At 65.6% G+C, this 19,579-nt stretch carries 17 protein-coding genes and 1 pseudogene; 16 read left to right on the top strand and 2 right to left on the bottom strand.

Going from position 1 to position 19,579, the window contains the following annotated elements; translation table 11 throughout:
• Both QOC76_RS07490 and QOC76_RS07485 read right to left on the bottom strand, forming a co-directional pair.
• Positions 1-528: pseudogene (locus QOC76_RS07490) on the bottom strand (hypothetical protein); the annotation flags it as partial.
• A 372-nt stretch (positions 529-900) separates the two neighbouring features.
• Positions 901-1,536, bottom strand: coding sequence for a GntR family transcriptional regulator (locus tag QOC76_RS07485; protein WP_526355771.1), 636 nt, complete (start codon positions 1,534-1,536; stop codon positions 901-903).
• 161 nt (positions 1,537-1,697) lie between these two features.
• Here QOC76_RS07485 and fadD5 point away from each other — a divergent pair, with 161 nt between their 5' ends.
• From fadD5 to QOC76_RS07405, 16 genes are all read left to right on the top strand, one after another.
• Positions 1,698-3,347: a fatty-acid--CoA ligase FadD5 gene (gene fadD5, locus QOC76_RS07480; protein ID WP_526355775.1), complete on the top strand. Its 1,650-nt coding sequence runs from the start codon at positions 1,698-1,700 to the stop codon at positions 3,345-3,347.
• Between the two features lie 213 nt (positions 3,348-3,560).
• The gene (locus QOC76_RS07475; RefSeq protein WP_526355769.1) at positions 3,561-4,361 is read left to right on the top strand and encodes an MlaE family ABC transporter permease; all 801 of its coding nucleotides are present in this window, start codon (positions 3,561-3,563) and stop codon (positions 4,359-4,361) included.
• A gap of 1 nt (position 4,362) precedes the next feature.
• A complete protein-coding gene (locus QOC76_RS07470; protein ID WP_526355767.1) occupies positions 4,363-5,232 on the top strand; it encodes an MlaE family ABC transporter permease in 870 nt (289 codons plus the stop codon).
• A 3-nt stretch (positions 5,233-5,235) separates the two neighbouring features.
• Positions 5,236-6,504, top strand: coding sequence for an MCE family protein (locus QOC76_RS07465; protein WP_526355765.1), 1,269 nt, complete (start codon positions 5,236-5,238; stop codon positions 6,502-6,504).
• The gene (locus QOC76_RS07460; protein ID WP_526355763.1) at positions 6,501-7,532 is read left to right on the top strand and encodes a virulence factor Mce family protein; all 1,032 of its coding nucleotides are present in this window, start codon (positions 6,501-6,503) and stop codon (positions 7,530-7,532) included. Before QOC76_RS07465 ends, QOC76_RS07460 begins: the two co-directional genes overlap by 4 nt.
• Positions 7,529-9,139, top strand: a complete 1,611-nt coding sequence (locus QOC76_RS07455; protein ID WP_526355761.1) for a virulence factor Mce family protein — start codon at positions 7,529-7,531, stop codon at positions 9,137-9,139. The genes QOC76_RS07460 and QOC76_RS07455 overlap by 4 nt, the downstream gene beginning before the upstream one ends.
• Positions 9,136-10,770, top strand: a complete 1,635-nt coding sequence (locus QOC76_RS07450) for a virulence factor Mce family protein (protein WP_526355759.1) — start codon at positions 9,136-9,138, stop codon at positions 10,768-10,770. Before QOC76_RS07455 ends, QOC76_RS07450 begins: the two co-directional genes overlap by 4 nt.
• A complete protein-coding gene (locus QOC76_RS07445; protein WP_526355757.1) occupies positions 10,770-11,921 on the top strand; it encodes a virulence factor Mce family protein in 1,152 nt (383 codons plus the stop codon). Before QOC76_RS07450 ends, QOC76_RS07445 begins: the two co-directional genes overlap by 1 nt.
• A 3-nt stretch (positions 11,922-11,924) precedes the next feature.
• Positions 11,925-13,472: a virulence factor Mce family protein gene (locus QOC76_RS07440; RefSeq protein ID WP_526355755.1), complete on the top strand. Its 1,548-nt coding sequence runs from the start codon at positions 11,925-11,927 to the stop codon at positions 13,470-13,472.
• Positions 13,442-14,149, top strand: coding sequence for an Rv1363c family protein (locus tag QOC76_RS07435; RefSeq protein WP_526355753.1), 708 nt, complete (start codon positions 13,442-13,444; stop codon positions 14,147-14,149). Before QOC76_RS07440 ends, QOC76_RS07435 begins: the two co-directional genes overlap by 31 nt.
• A complete protein-coding gene (locus QOC76_RS07430) occupies positions 14,146-15,123 on the top strand; it encodes an RDD family protein (protein WP_526355751.1) in 978 nt (325 codons plus the stop codon). The genes QOC76_RS07435 and QOC76_RS07430 overlap by 4 nt, the downstream gene beginning before the upstream one ends.
• Positions 15,120-15,671, top strand: coding sequence for an Rv1363c family protein (locus QOC76_RS07425; protein WP_526355749.1), 552 nt, complete (start codon positions 15,120-15,122; stop codon positions 15,669-15,671). Before QOC76_RS07430 ends, QOC76_RS07425 begins: the two co-directional genes overlap by 4 nt.
• Entirely contained in the window at positions 15,638-16,597 is a 960-nt protein-coding gene (locus QOC76_RS07420; protein ID WP_526355747.1) for a mammalian cell entry protein, read from the top strand. The genes QOC76_RS07425 and QOC76_RS07420 overlap by 34 nt, the downstream gene beginning before the upstream one ends.
• A 9-nt stretch (positions 16,598-16,606) precedes the next feature.
• Positions 16,607-17,293: a YoaK family protein gene (locus QOC76_RS07415; RefSeq protein ID WP_526355745.1), complete on the top strand. Its 687-nt coding sequence runs from the start codon at positions 16,607-16,609 to the stop codon at positions 17,291-17,293.
• 10 nt (positions 17,294-17,303) lie between these two features.
• Positions 17,304-18,149 carry an SDR family NAD(P)-dependent oxidoreductase gene (locus QOC76_RS07410; protein WP_526355743.1) on the top strand — a complete coding sequence of 282 codons (846 nt, stop codon included), beginning with the start codon at positions 17,304-17,306 and terminating at the stop codon, positions 18,147-18,149.
• Positions 18,142-18,915, top strand: coding sequence for a fructosamine kinase family protein (locus QOC76_RS07405; protein ID WP_526355741.1), 774 nt, complete (start codon positions 18,142-18,144; stop codon positions 18,913-18,915). Before QOC76_RS07410 ends, QOC76_RS07405 begins: the two co-directional genes overlap by 8 nt.
• The last annotated feature ends 664 nt before the right edge of the window (positions 18,916-19,579 follow it).

The raw sequence follows: 19,579 nt of genomic DNA, 5'->3' as shown, positions 1-19,579 counted from the left end.
CGGAGCGTCTTCTACCTGAATCGCAGCACGTCGGCGTGCCATGTCCGTTTCGGCCAGCATGTTCGCCAACGGAATTTCCGTTTCACTACCCACGAACGCCTGAAACGCCTCCGCTTGCGGATCGAGTTGATCGCTCGTGAACAAAATCAGCGGTACCCAACGCGAGCCCTGCACGGCCGACACCATTGCCCGCGTGAAACCGCATGCGTCGCATAACGCACGTGGTGCGCCCTCGAGCAGCGCACTACTCGTGGGCGCTCGGCGGAGGTCCGACAATGCATTCGCGAGTCCGGTTGCCGCGGACATTCGAACCTCGCGGTCGTGGACAACGATTGCGCGACGCTCGACGAGAACTCGCTGATAACGACGGATCTCGTTCGGTCCCGCCCGGCCCGTCGAAAGTATCGTCGCGGCATCTTCGAGCGCTACATCGACTTCCGCGCGTAGTTCCGCCGAAAGAACGGCGCAGGCCTCACGAGCATCACGCCGTTCGCGTGCTGCTGCTGCGCAAAGTAGCTCGATACCCATCAAGGACACTCTGCGCTCGGACGATCCCGCGCACGCCGTAATTCAGGCATCACCCGCCCGATCGTTTGAGTCCCGCTCGACGCCGTCGGCGAGCGGCCCCACCGACGGCCCGTATCGCCGCCGCGGTCTTCACGGTGCGACACGTGGGCCAGTACAGCACAATACGAAGCCCAATTTAGTGTGCAGATTTCGGCCCGACAACGAACAAAACCGCACCTCAACGCACTGCGTTGGCACCAACCGCCGGAACATGTCCTAAGTCAGGTCATAGCCGCGAAGCCGGCGCATCTTTCTCATGCCCGAACAGGTCTTTCTCCGGCCGACATTGTCGACCAAAGGAGGGCACCTCGGAAACTGGTGTGGCGCCCCGGCTCAGCGCCAGATACCGGTGGACTCCAGCCGCTCGGTCAGTCGCCGTGCGCCGTCGTCGAATTGCCAGCCGGTGAGGCGAACCACCTCGGCGACGTCGCGGCGGCGCAGCGCCGCGATCAGCCCGCGATGGTTCTCCACCGCTTCGACACCCCACTGTGGGTCGGCGGCATAGATCAGCGGCGGCATGTAGCGCGCCACGTGCAGCAGGAACCACGCCAGTTTGATGCGGCCCGTCGTTTGGTTCAGCGACCGGTGAAACGCGAACTCGGCGGCTGCGATGGCCAGGGGCTCACCGGTCGCGACGGTCGTGGCGAGTTCGTCGTTGAGCCGCTCCAGCTCGGCGATCTCGTCGTCGGCGATCCGCTCGGTGGCGGCCGCCGCGAGCTCCTTCGCGATCGTGGCCTGCAGCCAGAAGATGTCCTCGATATCGCGCCGGCTCAAGGGGGCCACGACGTGGCCGCGGTGGGGCTCCAGCAGCACCATGCCGTCACCACGCAGGGTACGTAGCGCTTCGCGCACCGGGGTGATGCTGACGCCCAGCGCAGCGGCGGTTTCGTCGAGCCGAATGAAGCTGCCCGGCAACAGCGTCCCGGACATGATCGCGGCCCGCAGACGCCCGGCGACCTCGTCTGACATCTGTTCCCGCCGCACGGGCCGACGCAGGCGTCGAACGGCTCTCGCCGGTGCCTTCACTCGGCCTCCATTCCAGGGGTTGTCCCTTGACCGCCGAGGCCATAGTGTGACCGAGGCAACCGCATGTTTGATCAAATATAAAACGCCGTGCAACCCAGGAGCTCCTGCCGTTGACCGCTCCACTCGCGCCGACCGCTCAGCCGTATCTGGCGAGAAGGCAGAACTGGACCAACCAGCTGGCGCGGCACGCGCACATGCAGCCCGACGCGACGGCTCTGCGCCATCTCGGTCGCACGACCACCTGGGCTGAACTCGACCGCCGCGTCAACGCGCTGGCGGGTGCACTCAGCCGTCGCGGCGTCGGCTTCGGCGACAGGGTGTTGATCCTGATGCTGAACCGGACCGAGTTCATCGAGTCCGTCCTGGCCGTCAACAAGCTCGGCGCCATCGCGGTTCCGGTCAACTTCCGCATGACGCCGCCCGAAATTGCCTTCCTGGTCAGCGACTGCGACGCCACGGTGATGATCGCCGAGTCGGTGCTCGCGAAGGTGGCGACGGCGGTCAGGGATCTCGAATCGAAGCTCGAAACGATGGTCGTCGCGGGCGGGGCCGCCGACGACGGTCTGCTCGGCTACGACGACCTGCTGGTCGAAGAGGGTGAGTCCGCGCCGCCGGTCGACATCCCCAACGACTCCCCCGCGCTGATCATGTACACCTCCGGCACCACGGGGCGGCCCAAGGGCGCGGTGCTCAGCCACACCAACCTGGCCGGGCAGGCGCTGACCTTCCTGTTCACCAACGGCGCCGATATCAACAACGACGTCGGCTTCATCGGCGTCCCGCTGTTCCACATCGCGGGAATCGGCAACATGATCACCGGTCTGCTGCTCGGCCGGCCGACGGTGGTGTATCCGCTCGGCGATTTCGACCCCGGTGCGCTGCTCGACGTGCTGGAGGCCGAGAAGGTCACCGGCATCTTCCTCGTGCCTGCGCAGTGGCAGGCAGTTTGCGCTATGCAGCAGGCCAGTCCGCGTCGGCTGCGGCTGCGCGTGCTGTCGTGGGGCGCGGCGCCCGCATCGGACACGCTGTTGCGCAGCATGTCCGAGATCTTTCCCGGCACCCAGATTCTCGCGGCGTTCGGACAGACGGAGATGTCGCCGGTGACGTGCATGTTGTTGGGCGACGACGCAATTCGCAAACTCGGCTCGGTCGGCAAGGTCATTCCGACGGTCGCCGCCCGGGTCGTCGACGACGATATGAACGACGTACCGATCGGTCAGGTCGGCGAAATCGTCTACCGCGCCCCGACGCTGATGGAGGGCTACTGGAACAACCCGACCGCGACCGCGGAGGCGTTTGCCGGCGGCTGGTTCCACTCCGGCGACCTGGTGCGCCAGGATGAGGAGGGCTACATCTGGGTGGTCGACCGCAAGAAGGACATGATCATCTCCGGCGGAGAGAACATCTACTGCGCGGAGGTGGAGAACGTCCTCGCCGCCCATCCGGCGATCGTCGAGGTGGCCGTGATCGGGCGGAGCGATGAAAAGTGGGGCGAAGTCCCCGTCGCCGTTGTGGCAGTGCGGGCGGTGTCCGATTCCTCTCTCAAACTGGCTGATCTGAACGAATTCCTCACGCAGCGGCTCGCCCGGTACAAGCATCCGAAGCACCTGGAGGTCGTCGACGCCCTCCCGCGCAACCCCGCAGGCAAAGTCCTCAAAACGGAACTGAGAAATCGGTTCGCCGCGGAGAAATTGGTTGACGCTGACGAAAGGGTCTCTGCTGCAACGGTTTCTGCAGGTAAGGCCAAGGGTTAACAGGGGCGAGGTGGGCTTGCTAACGGTTATAGGCTCAATCCGACGGATGCGGTGCAACCCTCCGGGGGCATCGGGTACAGTCCTGTGGTCCGTCTTACTACCCACGGGTAGGGAGACGGCGATCACAGGATCGGGTTCGGTGCAAGGAGGGGGCGTGCGACAGGTGCTGCCGTGCCGCCACGTCGGCCGAAGCGTCGGCGCGGGGGCGCGCTGATGACTGCGACGCGAACTGGGATCGGCGACTACGTCTCCAAGCAGACCCGGCCGGCGCTGGAGGCCGTCGGCGGCTTCGTGCGCATGTGCGTGCTGACCGGAAGGGCGCTGTTCCGGCGGGATTTTCAGTACCGTGAGTTCGTCCTGCAGAGCTGGTTCCTGTTCAAGGTCTCCTTCCTGCCCACGCTCGCTGTTTCCATACCCCTGACCGTCCTGCTCATCTTCACCCTCAACATCCTCCTCACGGAGTTCGGCGCCGCCGACATCTCAGGTGCCGGCGCGGCGCTGGCCGCCGTCACTCAGCTGGGGCCCCTGGTCACCGTGCTCGTCGTCGCCGGTGCCGGCTCGACGGCGATCTGCGCTGACCTCGGTGCCCGCACCATCCGCGAGGAGATCGACGCGCTCGAGGTCCTCGGCATCGATCCGATTCATCGACTCGTCGTGCCCCGCGTGGTCGCATCGACATTCGTCGCCCTACTGCTCAATGGTGCGGTGATCACCATCGGTCTGGTCGGCGGCTTCATCTTCGGCGTTTACCTGCAGAACGTGTCCGCTGGCGCCTACGTCTCCACGTTGACGCTCGTCACCGGATTGCCCGAGGTGTTGATCTCCGTCATCAAGGCCACCACCTTCGGCTTGATCGCCGGGCTGGTCGGCTGCTACCGCGGCCTGACCGTCGCCGGTGGCGCGAAGGGCGTCGGCACCGCGGTGAACGAGACGCTGGTGCTCTGCGTCATCGCCCTGTTCGCGGTGAACGTCGTGCTGACCACGATCGGTGTTCGGTTCGGCACGGGGAGCTGACATGAGCACAACGAATGTCCTCAAGGCCCGCTTCCCCCGGGGATACGCGCGCACCGAGCGGTTGGCCGGTGCGCCTGCGCGGTTCCTCGACAGCGTGGGGCATGTCGCCTGGTTCATCGTGACCGCGATCGGATCGATCGGCCACGCGCTGCGCTACTACCGCAAGGAGACGCTGCGGCTGATCGCCGAGATCGGCATGGGCACCGGCGCGATGGCGGTGGTCGGCGGCACCGTCGCCATCGTCGGGTTCGTCACCCTGTCCGGGTCCTCACTGGTCGCTATCCAAGGGTTCGCCTCGCTGGGCAACATCGGTGTCGAGGCGTTCACCGGGTTCTTCGCCGCGATGATCAACGTGCGCATCGCGGCACCTGTAGTTGCGGGTCAGGCACTGGCCGCCACCGTCGGCGCGGGCGCCACGGCGGAACTCGGCGCCATGCGGATCAGTGAGGAGATCGACGCGCTCGAGGTGATGGGCATCAAGTCCATCTCCTATCTGGTGTCGACCAGGGTGATGGCGGGCTTCGTGGTCATCATCCCGCTCTACGCGATGGCGATCATCATGTCGTTTTTGTCCGCGCAGATCACGACGACGTTCTTCTACGGCCAGTCGATCGGAACCTATGAGCACTACTTCCGGACGTTCCTGCGGCCGGACGACGTGTTCTGGTCCTTCGTGCAGGCGATCATCATCTCGGTGATCGTCATGCTCAACCACTGCTATTACGGCTACTTCGCCAGCGGCGGACCGGTCGGCGTCGGCGAGGCCGTCGGCCGGTCGATGCGCGCCTCGCTGGTCGCCATCGTGTGTGTTGTCCTGTTCGCTTCGTTGGCGCTCTACGGCGTCGACCCGAACTTCAACCTCACGGTGTAGGGCATGACGGCACCCCTGAACCAGTCGCGCACACCGCCGTACAAGTTGGCCGGCGTGGTGTTGACGCTGCTGACGGTCGTCGCCGTCGTGCTGGTGTATCTCCAGTTCCGCGGCGATTTCCTGCCGCGCGAACAGGTGACGATGATGTCGAGTCGCGCGGGCCTTTCGATGGACCCCGGCTCGAAGGTGACGTACAACGGTGTCGAGATCGGCCGGGTGGCCGATGTCACCCAGACCGCAGTCGGCGACCAGCCGCAGGCGAAGATCACGCTCGAGATCGACAAGAAGTACCTCGACCTGATCCCGAGGAACGTGGACGCCAAGATCAGCGCCACCACGGTGTTCGGCAACAAGTACATCTCCTTCACGTCGCCGAAGAATCCGTCGCCCCAACGGATCACGTCGTCCGACGTCATCGATGCGACGCATGTGACCACCGAGTTCAACACGCTGTTCGAGACGGTCACCTCGGTGTCGGAGAAGGTCGACCCGATCAAGCTGAACCAGACACTCACCGCGACCGCGCAGGCGCTGCAGGGGCTCGGCGACCGGTTCGGACAGTCGATCATCAACGGCAACAAGATCCTCGGCGACCTGAACCCGCGGATGCCGCAGATCCGTCGGGACAACCAACTGCTGGCCGATCTCGGCGATGTCTACGCCAACGCGGCGCCGGATCTGTTCGACGGCCTCGAGAACGCCGTCACGACCGCGCGCACCCTCAACGAACAACAGGGCAACATCGACCAGGCGTTGATGGCCTCGATCGGATTCGGCAACACCGGCGCCGAGATCTTCGAGAAGGGCGGCCCGTACCTGATCCGCGGCGCCGAGGACCTGATTCCGACGTCGCAGCTGCTCGACGAGTACAGCCCCGCGCTGTTCTGCACGATCCGCAACTTCCACGACGTCGAGCCCAAGATCGCAGCGTCGCTCGGCGGCAACGGTTATTCGCTGAGCACCCGCACGCTGATCGTCGGAGCACCTAACGCTTATGTCTATCCGGACAACCTGCCTCGGGTGAACGCGCACGGCGGGCCGGAAGGCAGGCCCGGATGTTGGCAGCCCGTTACCCGTGATCTGTGGCCGAGCCCGTATCTGGTGATGGACACCGGCGCCTCGATCGCCCCGTACAACCACCTCGAGGTCGCATCGCCGTTCGGTTGCGCGCTTTGCGTCATTCCCATCCTCCCAGCGCCAATACCGGTTCTGTTCCCGGGCAGCGAATACATCTGGGGCCGTCAGCTCGGGGAGTTCACGATCAACCCATGAAAATCACCGGTACGGCCATCAAGCTCGGCATCTTCGCCCTGGTGCTGTTGCTGTTCACTGCGATCATCATCGTGGTGTTCGGTCAGATGCGGTTCGACCGCACGACCGGCTACTCGGCCATCTTCAGCGATGCCAGCGGTCTGCGGGCCGGCGAGTTCGTCCGGGCGTCGGGCGTTGAGGTCGGGAAGGTCTCCAAGGTCGAGATCCGGGACGGTGGACGCGTCGCCGAGGTGCATTTCGCCGTCGAACGCGACCTGCAACTGTTCCGGGGGACGACGGCATCGATCCGCTATCTGAACCTGATCGGCGACCGCTACCTGGAACTCAAGCGCGGCGACAACGACCAGCGGCTGCCCGGGGGTTCGATCATTCCGATCGAGCGCACCGAGCCCGCCCTCGACCTGGACGCACTGATCGGCGGCTTCCGGCCGTTGTTCCGCGCGCTGGATCCCGACAAGGTCAACAACATCGCTCAGTCGATCATCACGATCTTCCAGGGCCAGGGCGGCACCATCAACAACATCCTGGATCAGACGGGGCAGCTCACCTCCGCGCTGGCCGACCGTGACCAGGCCATCGGCGAGGTGATCCGCAACCTGAACAACGTGCTCGACACCACCGTCAAACACCAGAAGCAGTTCGATCAGACCGTCGTCGACTTCGAGAAACTGATCACCGGCCTGAAGAACCGGGCCGACCCGATTGCCAGCTCCGTCGCCGACATCAGCGACGCGGCGGGCACCGTCGGAGATCTCCTCGCCGACAACCGTCCCCTGCTGCAGAGCACGATCAGCAACTTGGAAATCATCCAGCAGCCGCTCGTCGACCAGCGGGACCAGCTGAACGATCTATTGACCAGGCTTCCGACGGCGCTGAAGATCATCGGCCGCGCGGGCGGCGTCTATGGCGACTTCTTCAACTTCTACGCCTGCGACGTCACGCTCAAGCTGCCCGGGCTGCAGCCGGGTGGCCCGGTGCGCACGGTGAAGGTCTGGTCGCAGCCCACTGGTAGGTGCACGCCGCAATGAGAGTCCTTGAGGGTTCGAACCGCGTCCGCGGCGGGTTGATGGGCATCCTCATCCTGTTGCTCGTCATCGGGGTAGGGCAGAGCTTCACAAGCGTGCCGATGCTGTTCGCGCAACCCACCTACTACGCCTACTTCTCCGATACCGGCGGCCTCAGCGGCGGAGACAAAGTCCGCATCGCGGGTGTCGACGTCGGCAAGGTGAAGTCGTTCGAGATCGAGGGTGACAAGGTCAAGATCGGCTACTCGCTGAGCGGCACGCAGATCGGCACCGACAGCCGGGCCGCCATCCGCACCGACACCATCCTGGGCCGCAAGAACCTGGAGATTTCGCCGCGCGGAAATACGGCGCTGCAGGCAAACGCGATCCTGCCGCTCGGTCAGACGACCACGCCGTACCAGATCTACGACGCCTTCTTCGACCTGACGAAGGCGGCGTCGGGCTGGGACACCGAGACGGTCAAGCGGTCGCTGAATGTGCTGTCGGAGACGATCGACCAGACCTATCCGCACCTGAGCGCAGCGCTGGACGGGGTGGCGCGGTTCTCCGACACCATCGGCAAGCGCGACGAAGACGTTCGAAAGTTGCTGGCCAACGCCAACAAGATCGCCGGCGTGCTGGGCAACCGCTCCGAGCAGATCAACGCCCTGTTGACCAACGCGCAGACCCTGCTGGCCGCGGTGAACGAGCGCAGCTACGCCGTCAGCATGCTGCTGGAACGGGTCAGCCAGTTCTCGACCCAGGTGACGGGCTTCGTCAACGACAACCCGAATCTCAACAAGGTGCTCGAGCAGCTCCGCACGATCAGTGACACCCTCAAGGACCGCAAGTTCGACCTCGTCGACGTGCTGTCCACGTTGAGTAAGTTCACCGCATCACTGGCAGAGGCCATCGCGTCGGGACCGTTCTTCAAGGTCATGATCGTGAACCTGCTGCCACCGTGGCTGCTGCAGCCGTTCGTCGACGCCGCGTTCAAGAAGCGCGGCATCGACCCCGAGGAGTTCTGGCGCAACGCCGGCCTGCCGTCCTGGCGGTTCCCCGACCCGAACGGCACGCGATTCCCCAACGGCGCGCCTGCACCGGGACCCGAGGCGCTCGAAGGCACACCGGAGCATCCGGGACCCGCCGTCGTGGCAGGGACGCCGTGCTCGTACACCCCGACGCCCGAGACGCTGCCGCGCCCGGCCGATCCGCTGCCGTGCTCGCATCTGCCGACCGGCCCGTTCGGTCCTAACCCGTACTCCAACCCGCCTGGTGTGGACTACACGGCGCCCGACGTGCTGACGTCGCCGCCGAATCCGAACGGCCCCGGCTTCACGCCCGGTGTGCCCGCCGCCGCCGTACCGGGTCAGCTACCGCCGGATATGGGTGGTGTGCCCGCCGCGCTGCCGCCCGCTCCGCCGGGTGCCCGCACCGTGCCGGTCGGTCCGTTGCCTCCAGAGGGACCGGACTTCACACCGGGCATCGCCCCGCTGCCGCCTGCGCTGAACGGGCCTCCGCCGCCGCCGGGGCCGGGCCAACAGCTGCCGCCTGCCGACACGCCGCCACTGCCGGGCAACCCGCCGTACCAGCCACCGGGCTCGGGCGGACTATTAGGAACTGGCCAATGACGACCATCTTCAATCTGCGAAACTTCAAGCTGCCGGGCGTTTCTCGGACAGCGGTGATCGTCGGAGCGGTCGTCGTGGTGCTGGCTTTAGTCGCCGGCATCGTCGGGTGGCAGCTGTACAAGAAGCTCACCTACAACACCGTGGTCGCGTACTTCCCGCAGACGCTGGCGCTGTATCCCGGCGACAAGGTCCAGATCATGGGTGTCAAGGTCGGCACCATCGACTCGATCGACCCCGCGGGCGACAAGATGAAGGTCACCTTCAACTACGCCAACAAGTACAAGGTTCCGGCGAACGCCACCGCGTCGGTCCTCAACCCGAGCCTCGTCGCGTCGCGCACCATCCAGCTGTCACCGCCGTACACCGGCGGGCCGGAGATGCAGGACAACGCGGTCATCCCGATCGACCGGACCCAGGTGCCGGTCGAATACGACGAGTTGCGCGACTCGATCAACCGCATCCTCACCGACCTGGGGCCGACGAAGGAGCAGCCCAAGGGTCCGTTCGGCGACGTCATCGAGTCCTTCTCGAACGGGTTGGCGGGCAAGGGCGACCAGATCAACAAGACGCTGTCCGGCTTGTCGGAGGCGGTCACCACGCTCAACGAGGGCCGCGGCGACTTCTTCTCCGTGATCAAGAGCCTGGCGCTGTTCGTCAACGCGCTCTACAAGAGCGACCAGCAGTTCGTCGCGTTGAACAACGATCTGGCGCAGTTCACAAACTCGTTCACCAACACCGATCAAGAGTTGGCAACCGCCCTGCGCGACCTGAACACTCTGCTGACCACCACACGCAAGTTCATCGGCGAGAACGGCGAGGTGTTGGCGCACGATGTCGACAACCTCGCCGAGGTGACCAACGCGATACTGCAGCCGGAGCCGCTGAACGGTCTGGAGACCGGCCTGCACGTGTTCCCCAACCTCGCCTCGAACTTGGTGAACATCTCGTCACCGAACTCAGGCGGCATTGTCGGTCTGCCGGCCGTGACGAACTTCGCCAACCCGATGCAGTTCATCTGCAGTTCGATTCAGGCGGGCAGCAGGCTCGGGTACCAGGAGTCCGCCGAGCTCTGTGCTCAGTACCTGGCGCCGATTCTCGATGCGATCAAGTTCAACTTCCCGCCGGTCGGCCTCAACCAATTCGTCACCGCCGAGACGCTGCCTAAGGAGATCGCCTACTCCGAGCCGCGGCTGCAACCGCCGCCGGGCTATAAGGACACCACGGTGCCGGGCATCTTCTCGCGCGACACTTTGTTCTCGCACGGCAACCATGAGCCGGGCTGGGTCGCGGCACCGGGCATGCAGGGCATCGAGGTGCAGCCGCACACCGAGCGGAACATCACGCCCGAGTGCCTGGCGGAACTGCTGGGCGGACCCGACTGCGCGATCCCGGGCGCGCCCCCGGCATTCGGCGTCAACAATGGCAGGCTGCCCGGACCGCCGAACGCGTACGACGAGAACAACCCGCTGCCGCCGCCGTGGTACCCGCAGCCGGGACCGCCGCCCGGTCCGGCACCGGGCGTCATCCCTGGCGATCCGCTCGGCGCCATCGCACCGGGACCTGCGGCCGCGCCTGCAGCCGCACCCGCACCGGCGGGACCACCGCTGCCCGCTGAAGCTGGAGGGGGCTAATGACCGCCCGTAAGTGGAGCCGCATCGCCCGGCGCGCCGCCGGATTGCTGGCGGTCGCGCTGGTGCTGACATCGTGCGGCAACTGGCGCGGCATCGCGAACGTGCCGCTGCCCGGTGGCCCCGGTACAGCGCCCGGCCACCTGACGGTCTACGTGCAGATGCCGGATACCTTGGCGCTCAACGTCAACAGCCGGGTCCGAGTCGCCGACGTCTACGTCGGCCGGGTGCGCTCGATCGAGTTGAAGAACTGGATCGCGACGCTGACCCTGGATCTGCAGCCCAGTGTCAAGCTGCCGCAGAACGCGCTCGCCAAGATCGGGCAGACGAGCCTGCTGGGTAGCCAGCACGTGCAACTCGATCCGCCGCCGGACCCGTCGCCGCAGGAGTTGAAGAACGGCGACACCATCCCGCTGAAGAACTCAACGGCGTTCCCGACGACCGAGCGGACGCTCGCCAGCATCGCCACGATCGTGCGCGGCGGCGGCATCCCGAACCTCGAAGTGATCCAGACCGAGGTGAACAACCTGCTCACCGGCCGCGCCGATCAGATCCGCGAGTTCCTGAACCGGTTGGACACCTTCACAGACCAACTCAACCAACAGCGCAACGACATCACCCGGGCGATCGATTCGACGAACCGGCTGTTGACGATCGTGGGCAATCGCACCAACACGCTGGACCGCGTGCTGACCGAATTCCCGCCGCTGATCAAGCATTTCGCCGACACCAGGGATCTGTTCGCCGACGCCGTCGAGTCGCTGGGCCGGATCAGCAAGGCGGCCGACGCGGCGCTCGCACCCACGAGCGATAATTTGCATACCAACCTGCAAAACCTGCAGCGCCCGCTCAAGCAGCTCGGCAAGGCGTCGCCCTACCTGATCGGCGCACTGAAGGTGATGTTGACCGCGCCATTCGCCATCGAGAACGTGCCGAAGGCGGTGCGTGGCGACTACATCAACATCTCGCTCAACGTGGATCTGACACTCAGCTCGATCGATCAGGCCTTCCTGTCCGGGACCGGTGTGGCAGGCATGCTGCGCGCACTCGAGCAGGCCTGGGGTCGCGATCCCAACACGATGCTGCCGGACCTGCGCTACACGCCGAACCCGCACGACGCGCCGGGCGGACCACTTGTGGAAAGGGGTGAGTGAGCGGTGCTGACACGGTTCATCAAGTTTCAGCTGGTGCTGTTCACCATCCTGACAATCATCGCGCTGGTCGTGCTGGGCTGGTACTACCTGCGGTTGCCCAGCCTGGTCGGGGTCGGCCAGTACAAGCTCTACGCCGACCTGCCCCGGTCGGGTGGTCTGTACGCGACGGCCAACGTCACCTATCGCGGAACTCAGATCGGCAAGGTCACCGCCGTCGAGCCGACCGAGAAGGGCGCCAAGGCGACGATGAGCATCGACAACCGCTACAAGATCCCGGCGGATGCGACGGCCAACGTGCATTCCGTGTCGGCGATCGGCGAGCAGTATCTCGACCTGGTGTCGACGGGCAACCCCGGCCAGTACTTCAGCAACGGGCAGACGCTTGCCACCGGTACCGTGCCCAGCGAGGTCGGGCCTGCGCTGGACGCGGCGAACCGGGGCCTTGCGGTGCTGCCCAAGGAGAAGATCGACTCGTTGCTGACCGAGACGTCGAAGGCCGTAGGTGGCTTGGGCCCGGGGCTGCAGCGTTTGGTCGACGGCACCACGAACCTCGCCCAGGGCCTCGATGAAAACCTGCCTCAGCTCGATGATCTCGTCGAGCACTCGACTCCGATCCTGCAAAGCCAGGCCGATTCCGGTGACGCGATCGCGCAGTGGTCGCGCAATCTGAATACCCTTGCGGCGCAGTCGGCCTCGGAGGATCAGGCGCTGCGCAGCGGGCTTCAGCAGGCGGCGCCGACGCTGGATCAGGTTGCCGCGACGTTCAGCGACGTCCGAGAGTCGCTGCCGCAGACACTGGCGAACCTCGAAGTCGTCATCGACATGCTCAAGCGCTATCACAAGGGCGTCGAGCAGGCGTTGGTGATTTTGCCGCAGGGCGCGACGGTCGCGCAGACCGCGACGATCGATGAAGGTCAAGGCCTGCTGCATGTCGGCTTGTCGATAAATCAGCCACCGCCGTGCCTTACCGGCTTCCTGCCGGCGTCGGAGTGGCGGTCGCCTGCCGACACCAGCATGGCGCCGCTGCCGTCGGGCACGTACTGCAAGATCCCGAAGGACGCCACCAACGTGGTTCGCGGTGCGCGTAATTACCCGTGCGCCGATGTGCCGGGTAAGCGTGCGGCGACCCCGAGAGAATGCCGGAGCAATGAGCCGTACACTCCACTCGGCACCAACCCGTGGTACGGCGACCCGAACCAGATCGTGAACTGCCCGGCACCCGCGGCTCGGTGTGATCAGCCGGTCAAACCCGGCTATGTCATACCCGCACCGACGGTGAACAACGGGATGAACCCGTTGCCCGCCGACCAGTTGCCTGCTGGCGGGTCACCACAACCGGTCAGCGATGCGCTGACCCCGCCCAACCAGGGCAGCGTGCAGTGCAGTGGACAACAACCCAATCCCTGCACGTACACTCCGGGACCAGGCAGTGCGGTCTACAGCCCGTCTAGCGGCGAGGTCGTTGGGCCTGACGGCGTGAAGTACTCCGTCAGCAATTCGAAGAACCCAGGAGACGACGGATGGAAGGAGATGCTGGCACCCGCCAGCTGAACCCCACCGATGCTGAGGATGCGCCCGACGATTCGGTAGCGGTATCCGAACAAGAGCAGACAGGCCAGGAGCACGAAGACGGTCCGGCCGCCGAGGTAGCAGAACAGACAGCCCAAGACGTTGAGCCGTCAGCGGGCCTCGAGGAACTCGGCGAAGGTGAGGGTGTCGATCGTCGGCCGCCACGGCTGGGCCGTGGATGGATGGCCGGAATCTGCGCCAGCTTGTTGGCGCTGACAATTGCCGCGGTGGTGGGCGGTGTTCTCTTGATCCGCGACGACCGCGATATCCAAGAGGTCAACCGCAATGATGCGGCGGCACTGCAGGCCGCCAAGGACTGCGTGACCGCGCTGCAGGCCCCTGACACCGCTGCGATGAACGCGGCGCAGCTGAAGATCGTGGAGTGCTCCACCGGCGCGTTCGGGGCGCAGGCCTCGACGTTCGGAGGCATCCTGGTAGAGGCCTATCAGGCTGCGAACGTCAAGGTTGCGGTGTCCGACATGCGGGCAGCTGTCGAACGCCACGACCCCAGCGGGTCGGTGGACGTCCTGGTTGCTGTGCGGATCAAGGTGACCAACAGCGCCGCCGCCGATCAGGAATCCGGCTACCGGCTGCGCTTGACGATGACGCCCGACCAGGGTCAGTACCGGATCGACAAGATGGAACAGGTCACGTCGTGACGGCTGTTCTCGACGTCAGGGCGGACGCGGCGGTCGGCAGTTCGTCGCCGACGCAGGCGCTGGCGTCGTGGCCGGCCCGTGCGGGCGCCCTCTGTCTGGACGTGCTGCTAGGGATCGGTGTGCTTGCGGTGCTGGTGCCCCTCGTGTGGACCGCGCCGCGCGAGGGCTGGCTCTGGTGGGTCTATATGGTCGTCGCGGCCGTAACGGTCCTGCTGATCCTCGCCAACCGCTGGCTGCTGCCCGCCGTCACCGGATGGAGCCTCGGCCGGGCGCTGTTCGGAATCAGGGTCGTGCGCCGGGGCAACGGCGCCGACGTCGGTTTCGGGCGGCTGCTGGCCCGCGACTTCGCCCACCTGTTGGACACCGCGGCGCTATTCATCGGATGGCTGTGGCCGCTGTGGGATCCGCGCAACCGCACCTTTGCGGACCTGTTGTTGCGCACCGAGGTCCGGTGGGTGCAGCCGCCGGAGCGCGATATGCGCCGGTTCACCGCGAAGGTGCTGGCGGCCGTCGTGGTGGTGTGCGCGGCCCTGGTGGCATCGAACTACGTCTTCGTCTACCGCGACGAACGGGCGGTCGATCAGGCCCGTCAGCAGATCACCGACGAAGGCCCACGGATCGTCGAACAGATGTTGACCTACAGCCCCGACACCCTGAAGGACGATTTCGCGCGGGCGCAGTCGCTGGCGACGGAGGGTTACCGGTCGCAACTGGTCGCCCAGCAGGAGGCGGCACAGAAGGCCGGCCCGACGGCGAACGAGTACTGGTCGGTGAGCAGCGCGGTCACCAATGTGGCGGCGGATAGAGCGACGATGCTGCTGGCCATGCAGGGCCAGCGGGGCACCGACCCGAACACGTTGCGTTTCATCACCGCGACGGTGCTGGTCGACTTCGACAAGTCCCGTGACGGCAAGTGGCGGGTGGCCAGTCTCACCGTGCTCAAGAAGCCGTTCATGGGTCAGGCTCCGCAATGAGCCCGCGCCGCAAGATCGACGCCGAGGAGCCGGAGCTCTACACCGCTCCGCCGCCGAAACCCCCAAGGCGATGGGGGCTTCCGCTGGTGGCGACGGTCGCAAGCGTGCTCGTCGCGGCGGCGATCGCGGTGAGCACCTTGATGCTGGTTTCGCATCAGACCGACCGCAGGACGGCGGCCAAGGACGCCGACGTCACCGGTTACGTGAAGTCGTTCATGACCACGTACACGACGCTGGACCCGTTTCAGGCCAACTACTACGGCGACCGAATCGAATCGCAGGCCACCGGCGACTTCGCGAAGATGTTCAAAGAGAAGATCAACGAGATCCTCATCCAGGTGGCCCGCGCCGAACCCACGCAGGGCAACGTCGTCGCCGCAGGCGTTCAGCGCTGGAACGACGACGGCAGCGCCGATGTTCTGGTCGCCACCAACGTCTCGAGCAAGATGCCAGACGGCAAGACGCTTGAAAGCGGAAACCGTTGGGTCGTAACGGCGAAGAAGGAAGGGCAGCTGTGGAAGATCAGCCAACTGGTTCAGGTGATCTGACCACGGATGCGGCTGCGGCACCTTCGACGCCGACGCCCCGCGGTCGGCACCGGATGCCGAGCGGCAAGAAGCTGCGCACGGGCAACACCGAGCCCGACGAGTCGCAGGCCGCGCCCGAAGTCACCGAAACCACCGCCGAAGAGCCGGCCGCGGTCGAAGAGCCCACATCGACGGCGGAGACGGCGGTCGAGGACCCGGTTGAGGAACCGGCCGCCAAGACCGCCAGAAAAGGTCGGCGAAATCTGCTGCGACGGCGCAAAACCGAGCCCGACGTGGTTGGCGGGGCAACCGAATCGACGGAAGAAGCCGCCGAAGCCACGGATGCCACGGAGGCCGCAGAGCCCTCAGAGGCCGAGCGGCCCGCAGACGGCGACGAGCCGGAGAGGGAGCCCGTTCTCGTCCCCCACCAGCCGGCAGGCAAGCGGCCGAAGATCGCCGCCGCCGCGGCGGCTGTGCTGTTCGTGGCGGGCGGCGCGTTCGCAGGCGCGACGGCGCAACCGGTCATCGCCAACCGCGCGCTCGTCGAGACGAAGCTGGACATCGCGCGTACGGCGGCGAATGCGATCACGACGCTGTGGTCGTACACACCGGAGAACATGGACTCGCTTGCCGACCGGTCGGCGCGCTATCTCACCGGCGACTTCGCTTTCCAATACCGCAAGTTCATCGATTCGATCGTTGCCACCAACAAACAGGCTCAGGTGACGAACACCACCTCGGTGCTCGGTGCGGCGGTGGAATCGGTGAATCAGTCGGAGGCAGCCGCCATCGTATACACGAATTCCGTTGCGACGAGCCCGGTGTCGAAGAACATTCCGTCGCTGCGCTACTTGTCGTACCGATTGGAGATGAAGCGGGACCGGTCGGACTGGCGCATCACCCGGATGACGACGATCACCACTCTGGACCTCACCCCGCAGCTGTAGGCGGACGCCGTGCCCGTCACCTCCCCGGTCTCTCATCGGCTGACAGTGACCGGACTGCTGCTGTTGACTTTCGGCACGGGCATGATCGACGCGATCAGCGTGCTTATCCTCGGCCACGTGTTCGTCGCGAACATGACCGGAAACGTGATCTTCCTCGGGTTCTGGTTCGTGCCGCACACCGTCATCGACGTGACGGCGGCCGCCGTCGCCTTCGTGAGCTTCCTGGCCGGTACGGTCATCGGCGGCCGCTTCGCACGCCATCTCGAACATGACAGGCGGCGCTGGGTGACGGCGGCGCTCGCGGTGGAATGCCTTCTGCTGGTGGTGTTGTCGATTCTGGCGGGCGCCGGGGTGCTTGACTACCACAACGACACGAAGCTGATTCTGATCGCGGGCTTGGCGGTGGCGTTCGGCAGCCAGAACGCCACCGCCCGGCAGTTCGGCATTCAGGAGCTCAGCACGACCGTTCTGACGTCCACCATCGTCGGCATCGGCGTGGACAGCAGGCTGGCCGGGGGAACGGGCAAGCGCGAGAAGCTGCGCCTCTCGGTCGTGATCATGATGTGCGGGGGAGCGGTGGTCGGGGCGACACTGTCGCGGTTCATGGTGGCGCCGGTGATCGGCTTGGTGGCGGCGCTGGTGGCGGCGGCGGCCGTTCTCTTCTGGTTCGGGCCGCCGGTTCCGGCCGACGACTAAGGTCACCGCCATGCCATCAGTTCTCGTCACCGGTGCGGCCAGGGGCATCGGCAGGGCGATCGTCGAACATCTGGCGTCCTGCGGCTGGGACGTGATCGCCGGCGTCCGCAGCGAGGAGGACGCGAACGCGATCACCAAGGTCGACCCGCAGCGGGTGTCCGCCGTCATCCTCGACGTCACCAACGCCGACGACATCGCGCGATTGCCGGACTCGCTGCCGAAGCCTCTCGATGCGGTGGTGAACAACGCGGGGATCTCCGCCGGCGGGCCCGTGGAGACGGTGAGTTCCGACGATTGGCGAAAGGTGTTCGACGTCAACGTCATCGGGCAGTTTGCGGTCACTCAGGCGGTATTGCCACGGCTGCGGGAGTCGCGGGGGCGGGTGCTGTTCATCTCGAGTGTGAACGGCCGGATCGCCACGCCGATGCTGGGGCCGTATTCGGCGTCGAAGTTCGCAGTCGAGGCGGCGTGCGACGCGCTGCGCGTCGAACTGAAGGCGTGGGGAATTCCGGTCGTGCTGATCGAGCCTGCGCAGACCGACACCGACATGTGGCGCACTGCAGGCGACATGGTGCTGCAGATCGAGTCGGATATGTCACCCGAACACCGCGAGCTGTACGCAAAGCACATCGCAGGCATGAAGAAGTTCGTGCCGACGGCTCGCAAGATGGCCTCGCCGACAAGGAAGGTCGTCGCCGTAGTGGAGGAGGCGCTCACTGCTCGCAGGCCGAAGGCCCGGTACGTGGTCGCCCTGTTGCCGAAGGTGCAGACCGCTGTGGTGCCGAATCTGCCGGTGGCGCTGCGTGATTGGGTGATGGCGATGCTGGTCGGGCTGCCGCGCCGTCCACGTGGCTGACTTCGTCAAGACCAACGCCGGCGCACCGGCGGGCTTCTCCGAGCTGGAAGCGGCGGGTTTGCGCTGGCTTTCTGTGGGGGGTGGCGTGCCGTGTGCGCAGGTTGTTGCGTACGACGAGCGCTCGTTGACGTTGGAGCGGTTGGTGTCGGTGGCGCCGACGCGGGAGGCGGCTCGCGATTTCGGGAGTCGCCTGGCGGTGACGCACGACGCAGGGGCGCCACTGTTCGGTTGCGCCCCTGACGGCTGGTACGGGGACGGTTACTTCGGCCCGCTGACGGACCCGCTACCGATGTCGTTGTCAGGACATCAAGACTGGGGCGCCTTCTACGCCGAGGAGCGGTTGCGGCCGATGGCCAACCTTGCGGAGTGGCGGCTGAGCGCCGACGCGATGCGGTCGGTCCAGGCGGTGATCGACCGATGTCTGGCGGGTGACTTCGACGACGGTGATTCACCGGCGCGGATCCACGGCGACCTGTGGAGCGGGAACGTGATGTGGACGCGCGACGGTGTGGTGCTGATCGATCCGGCCGCGCAGGGCGGCCACCGGGAGACGGACCTGGCGATGCTGGCGTTGTTCGGCTGCCCGTATCTGGACGAGGTGTTGGCCGGATATCAGTCGGTGAGGCCGCTGCGGGAGGGGTGGCGCGAGCGGGTCGGGCTGCACCAGCTGTACCCGCTACTGGCGCATGTGCAGCTGTTCGGGAGGAGCTATGTCGGCCAGACGGAGGCGGCGGCGGTGAGCGCGCTGGCGATAGAAAGCGAATAGAGACGGGTGGAGAACCTGCCGAAGGTCCGCTATCGGTGCCGGACCGTGGCGGCCGCAGCGAGCACGTCTGCGACAGCCAGCTAACAACGATTTCGTGTTTGCTGTAGCGGCGGGATTCCCAGCCGCTGCCCAGATTGATCATGTCCCGCAGATGGGACACGTGCTTCGGAAAGGGTAAAGACGTGCGGATTCCGAAGTGTGGGCTGATCTTGAGTTTGCGAGCAAAGAGGTTGGCTACTCCGCGGCACAGCAACTTAGCCTCTTTAAAAAGGTGGCAGTTGCTGACGCCCGACCGCGAAGTAAGCAGAATGGGGGACTAGCTGCGGATTTATATTGACGCCGAGGCAAGTAACTCGTTTGCTTAGTGCGTGATCTGGACTGAGCACGAAAACTCGAGCTAATTAGTGACAATCATCACAACGGTGCTAGTGTGCCTGAGAGAAACCTAAGGCGACGACTGAAGGGACCGGTCACGTGGCATCGAAGCACCGTGGATCCAAGCGGCGGAAGCACGGCGAGCGCGTTAGCTCTGCAGGTAAGCACCGGGCACAGCACACGTCGGGCAATTCGCAGGCGGGCAAGGTTGTGGTCGGAGCCCTTGCAACCGGAGCGTGCGCCTCGGCTTTCTGGGGATTCTCCTCAGGCACGGCCAACGCGGCATGTA

Origin of the sequence: Mycobacterium sp. (assembly GCF_032159565.1) — a bacterium.
Taxonomy (GTDB): Bacteria; Actinomycetota; Actinomycetes; order Mycobacteriales; family Mycobacteriaceae; genus Mycobacterium.
This window is presented reverse-complemented; position numbering and strand designations above follow the sequence as displayed.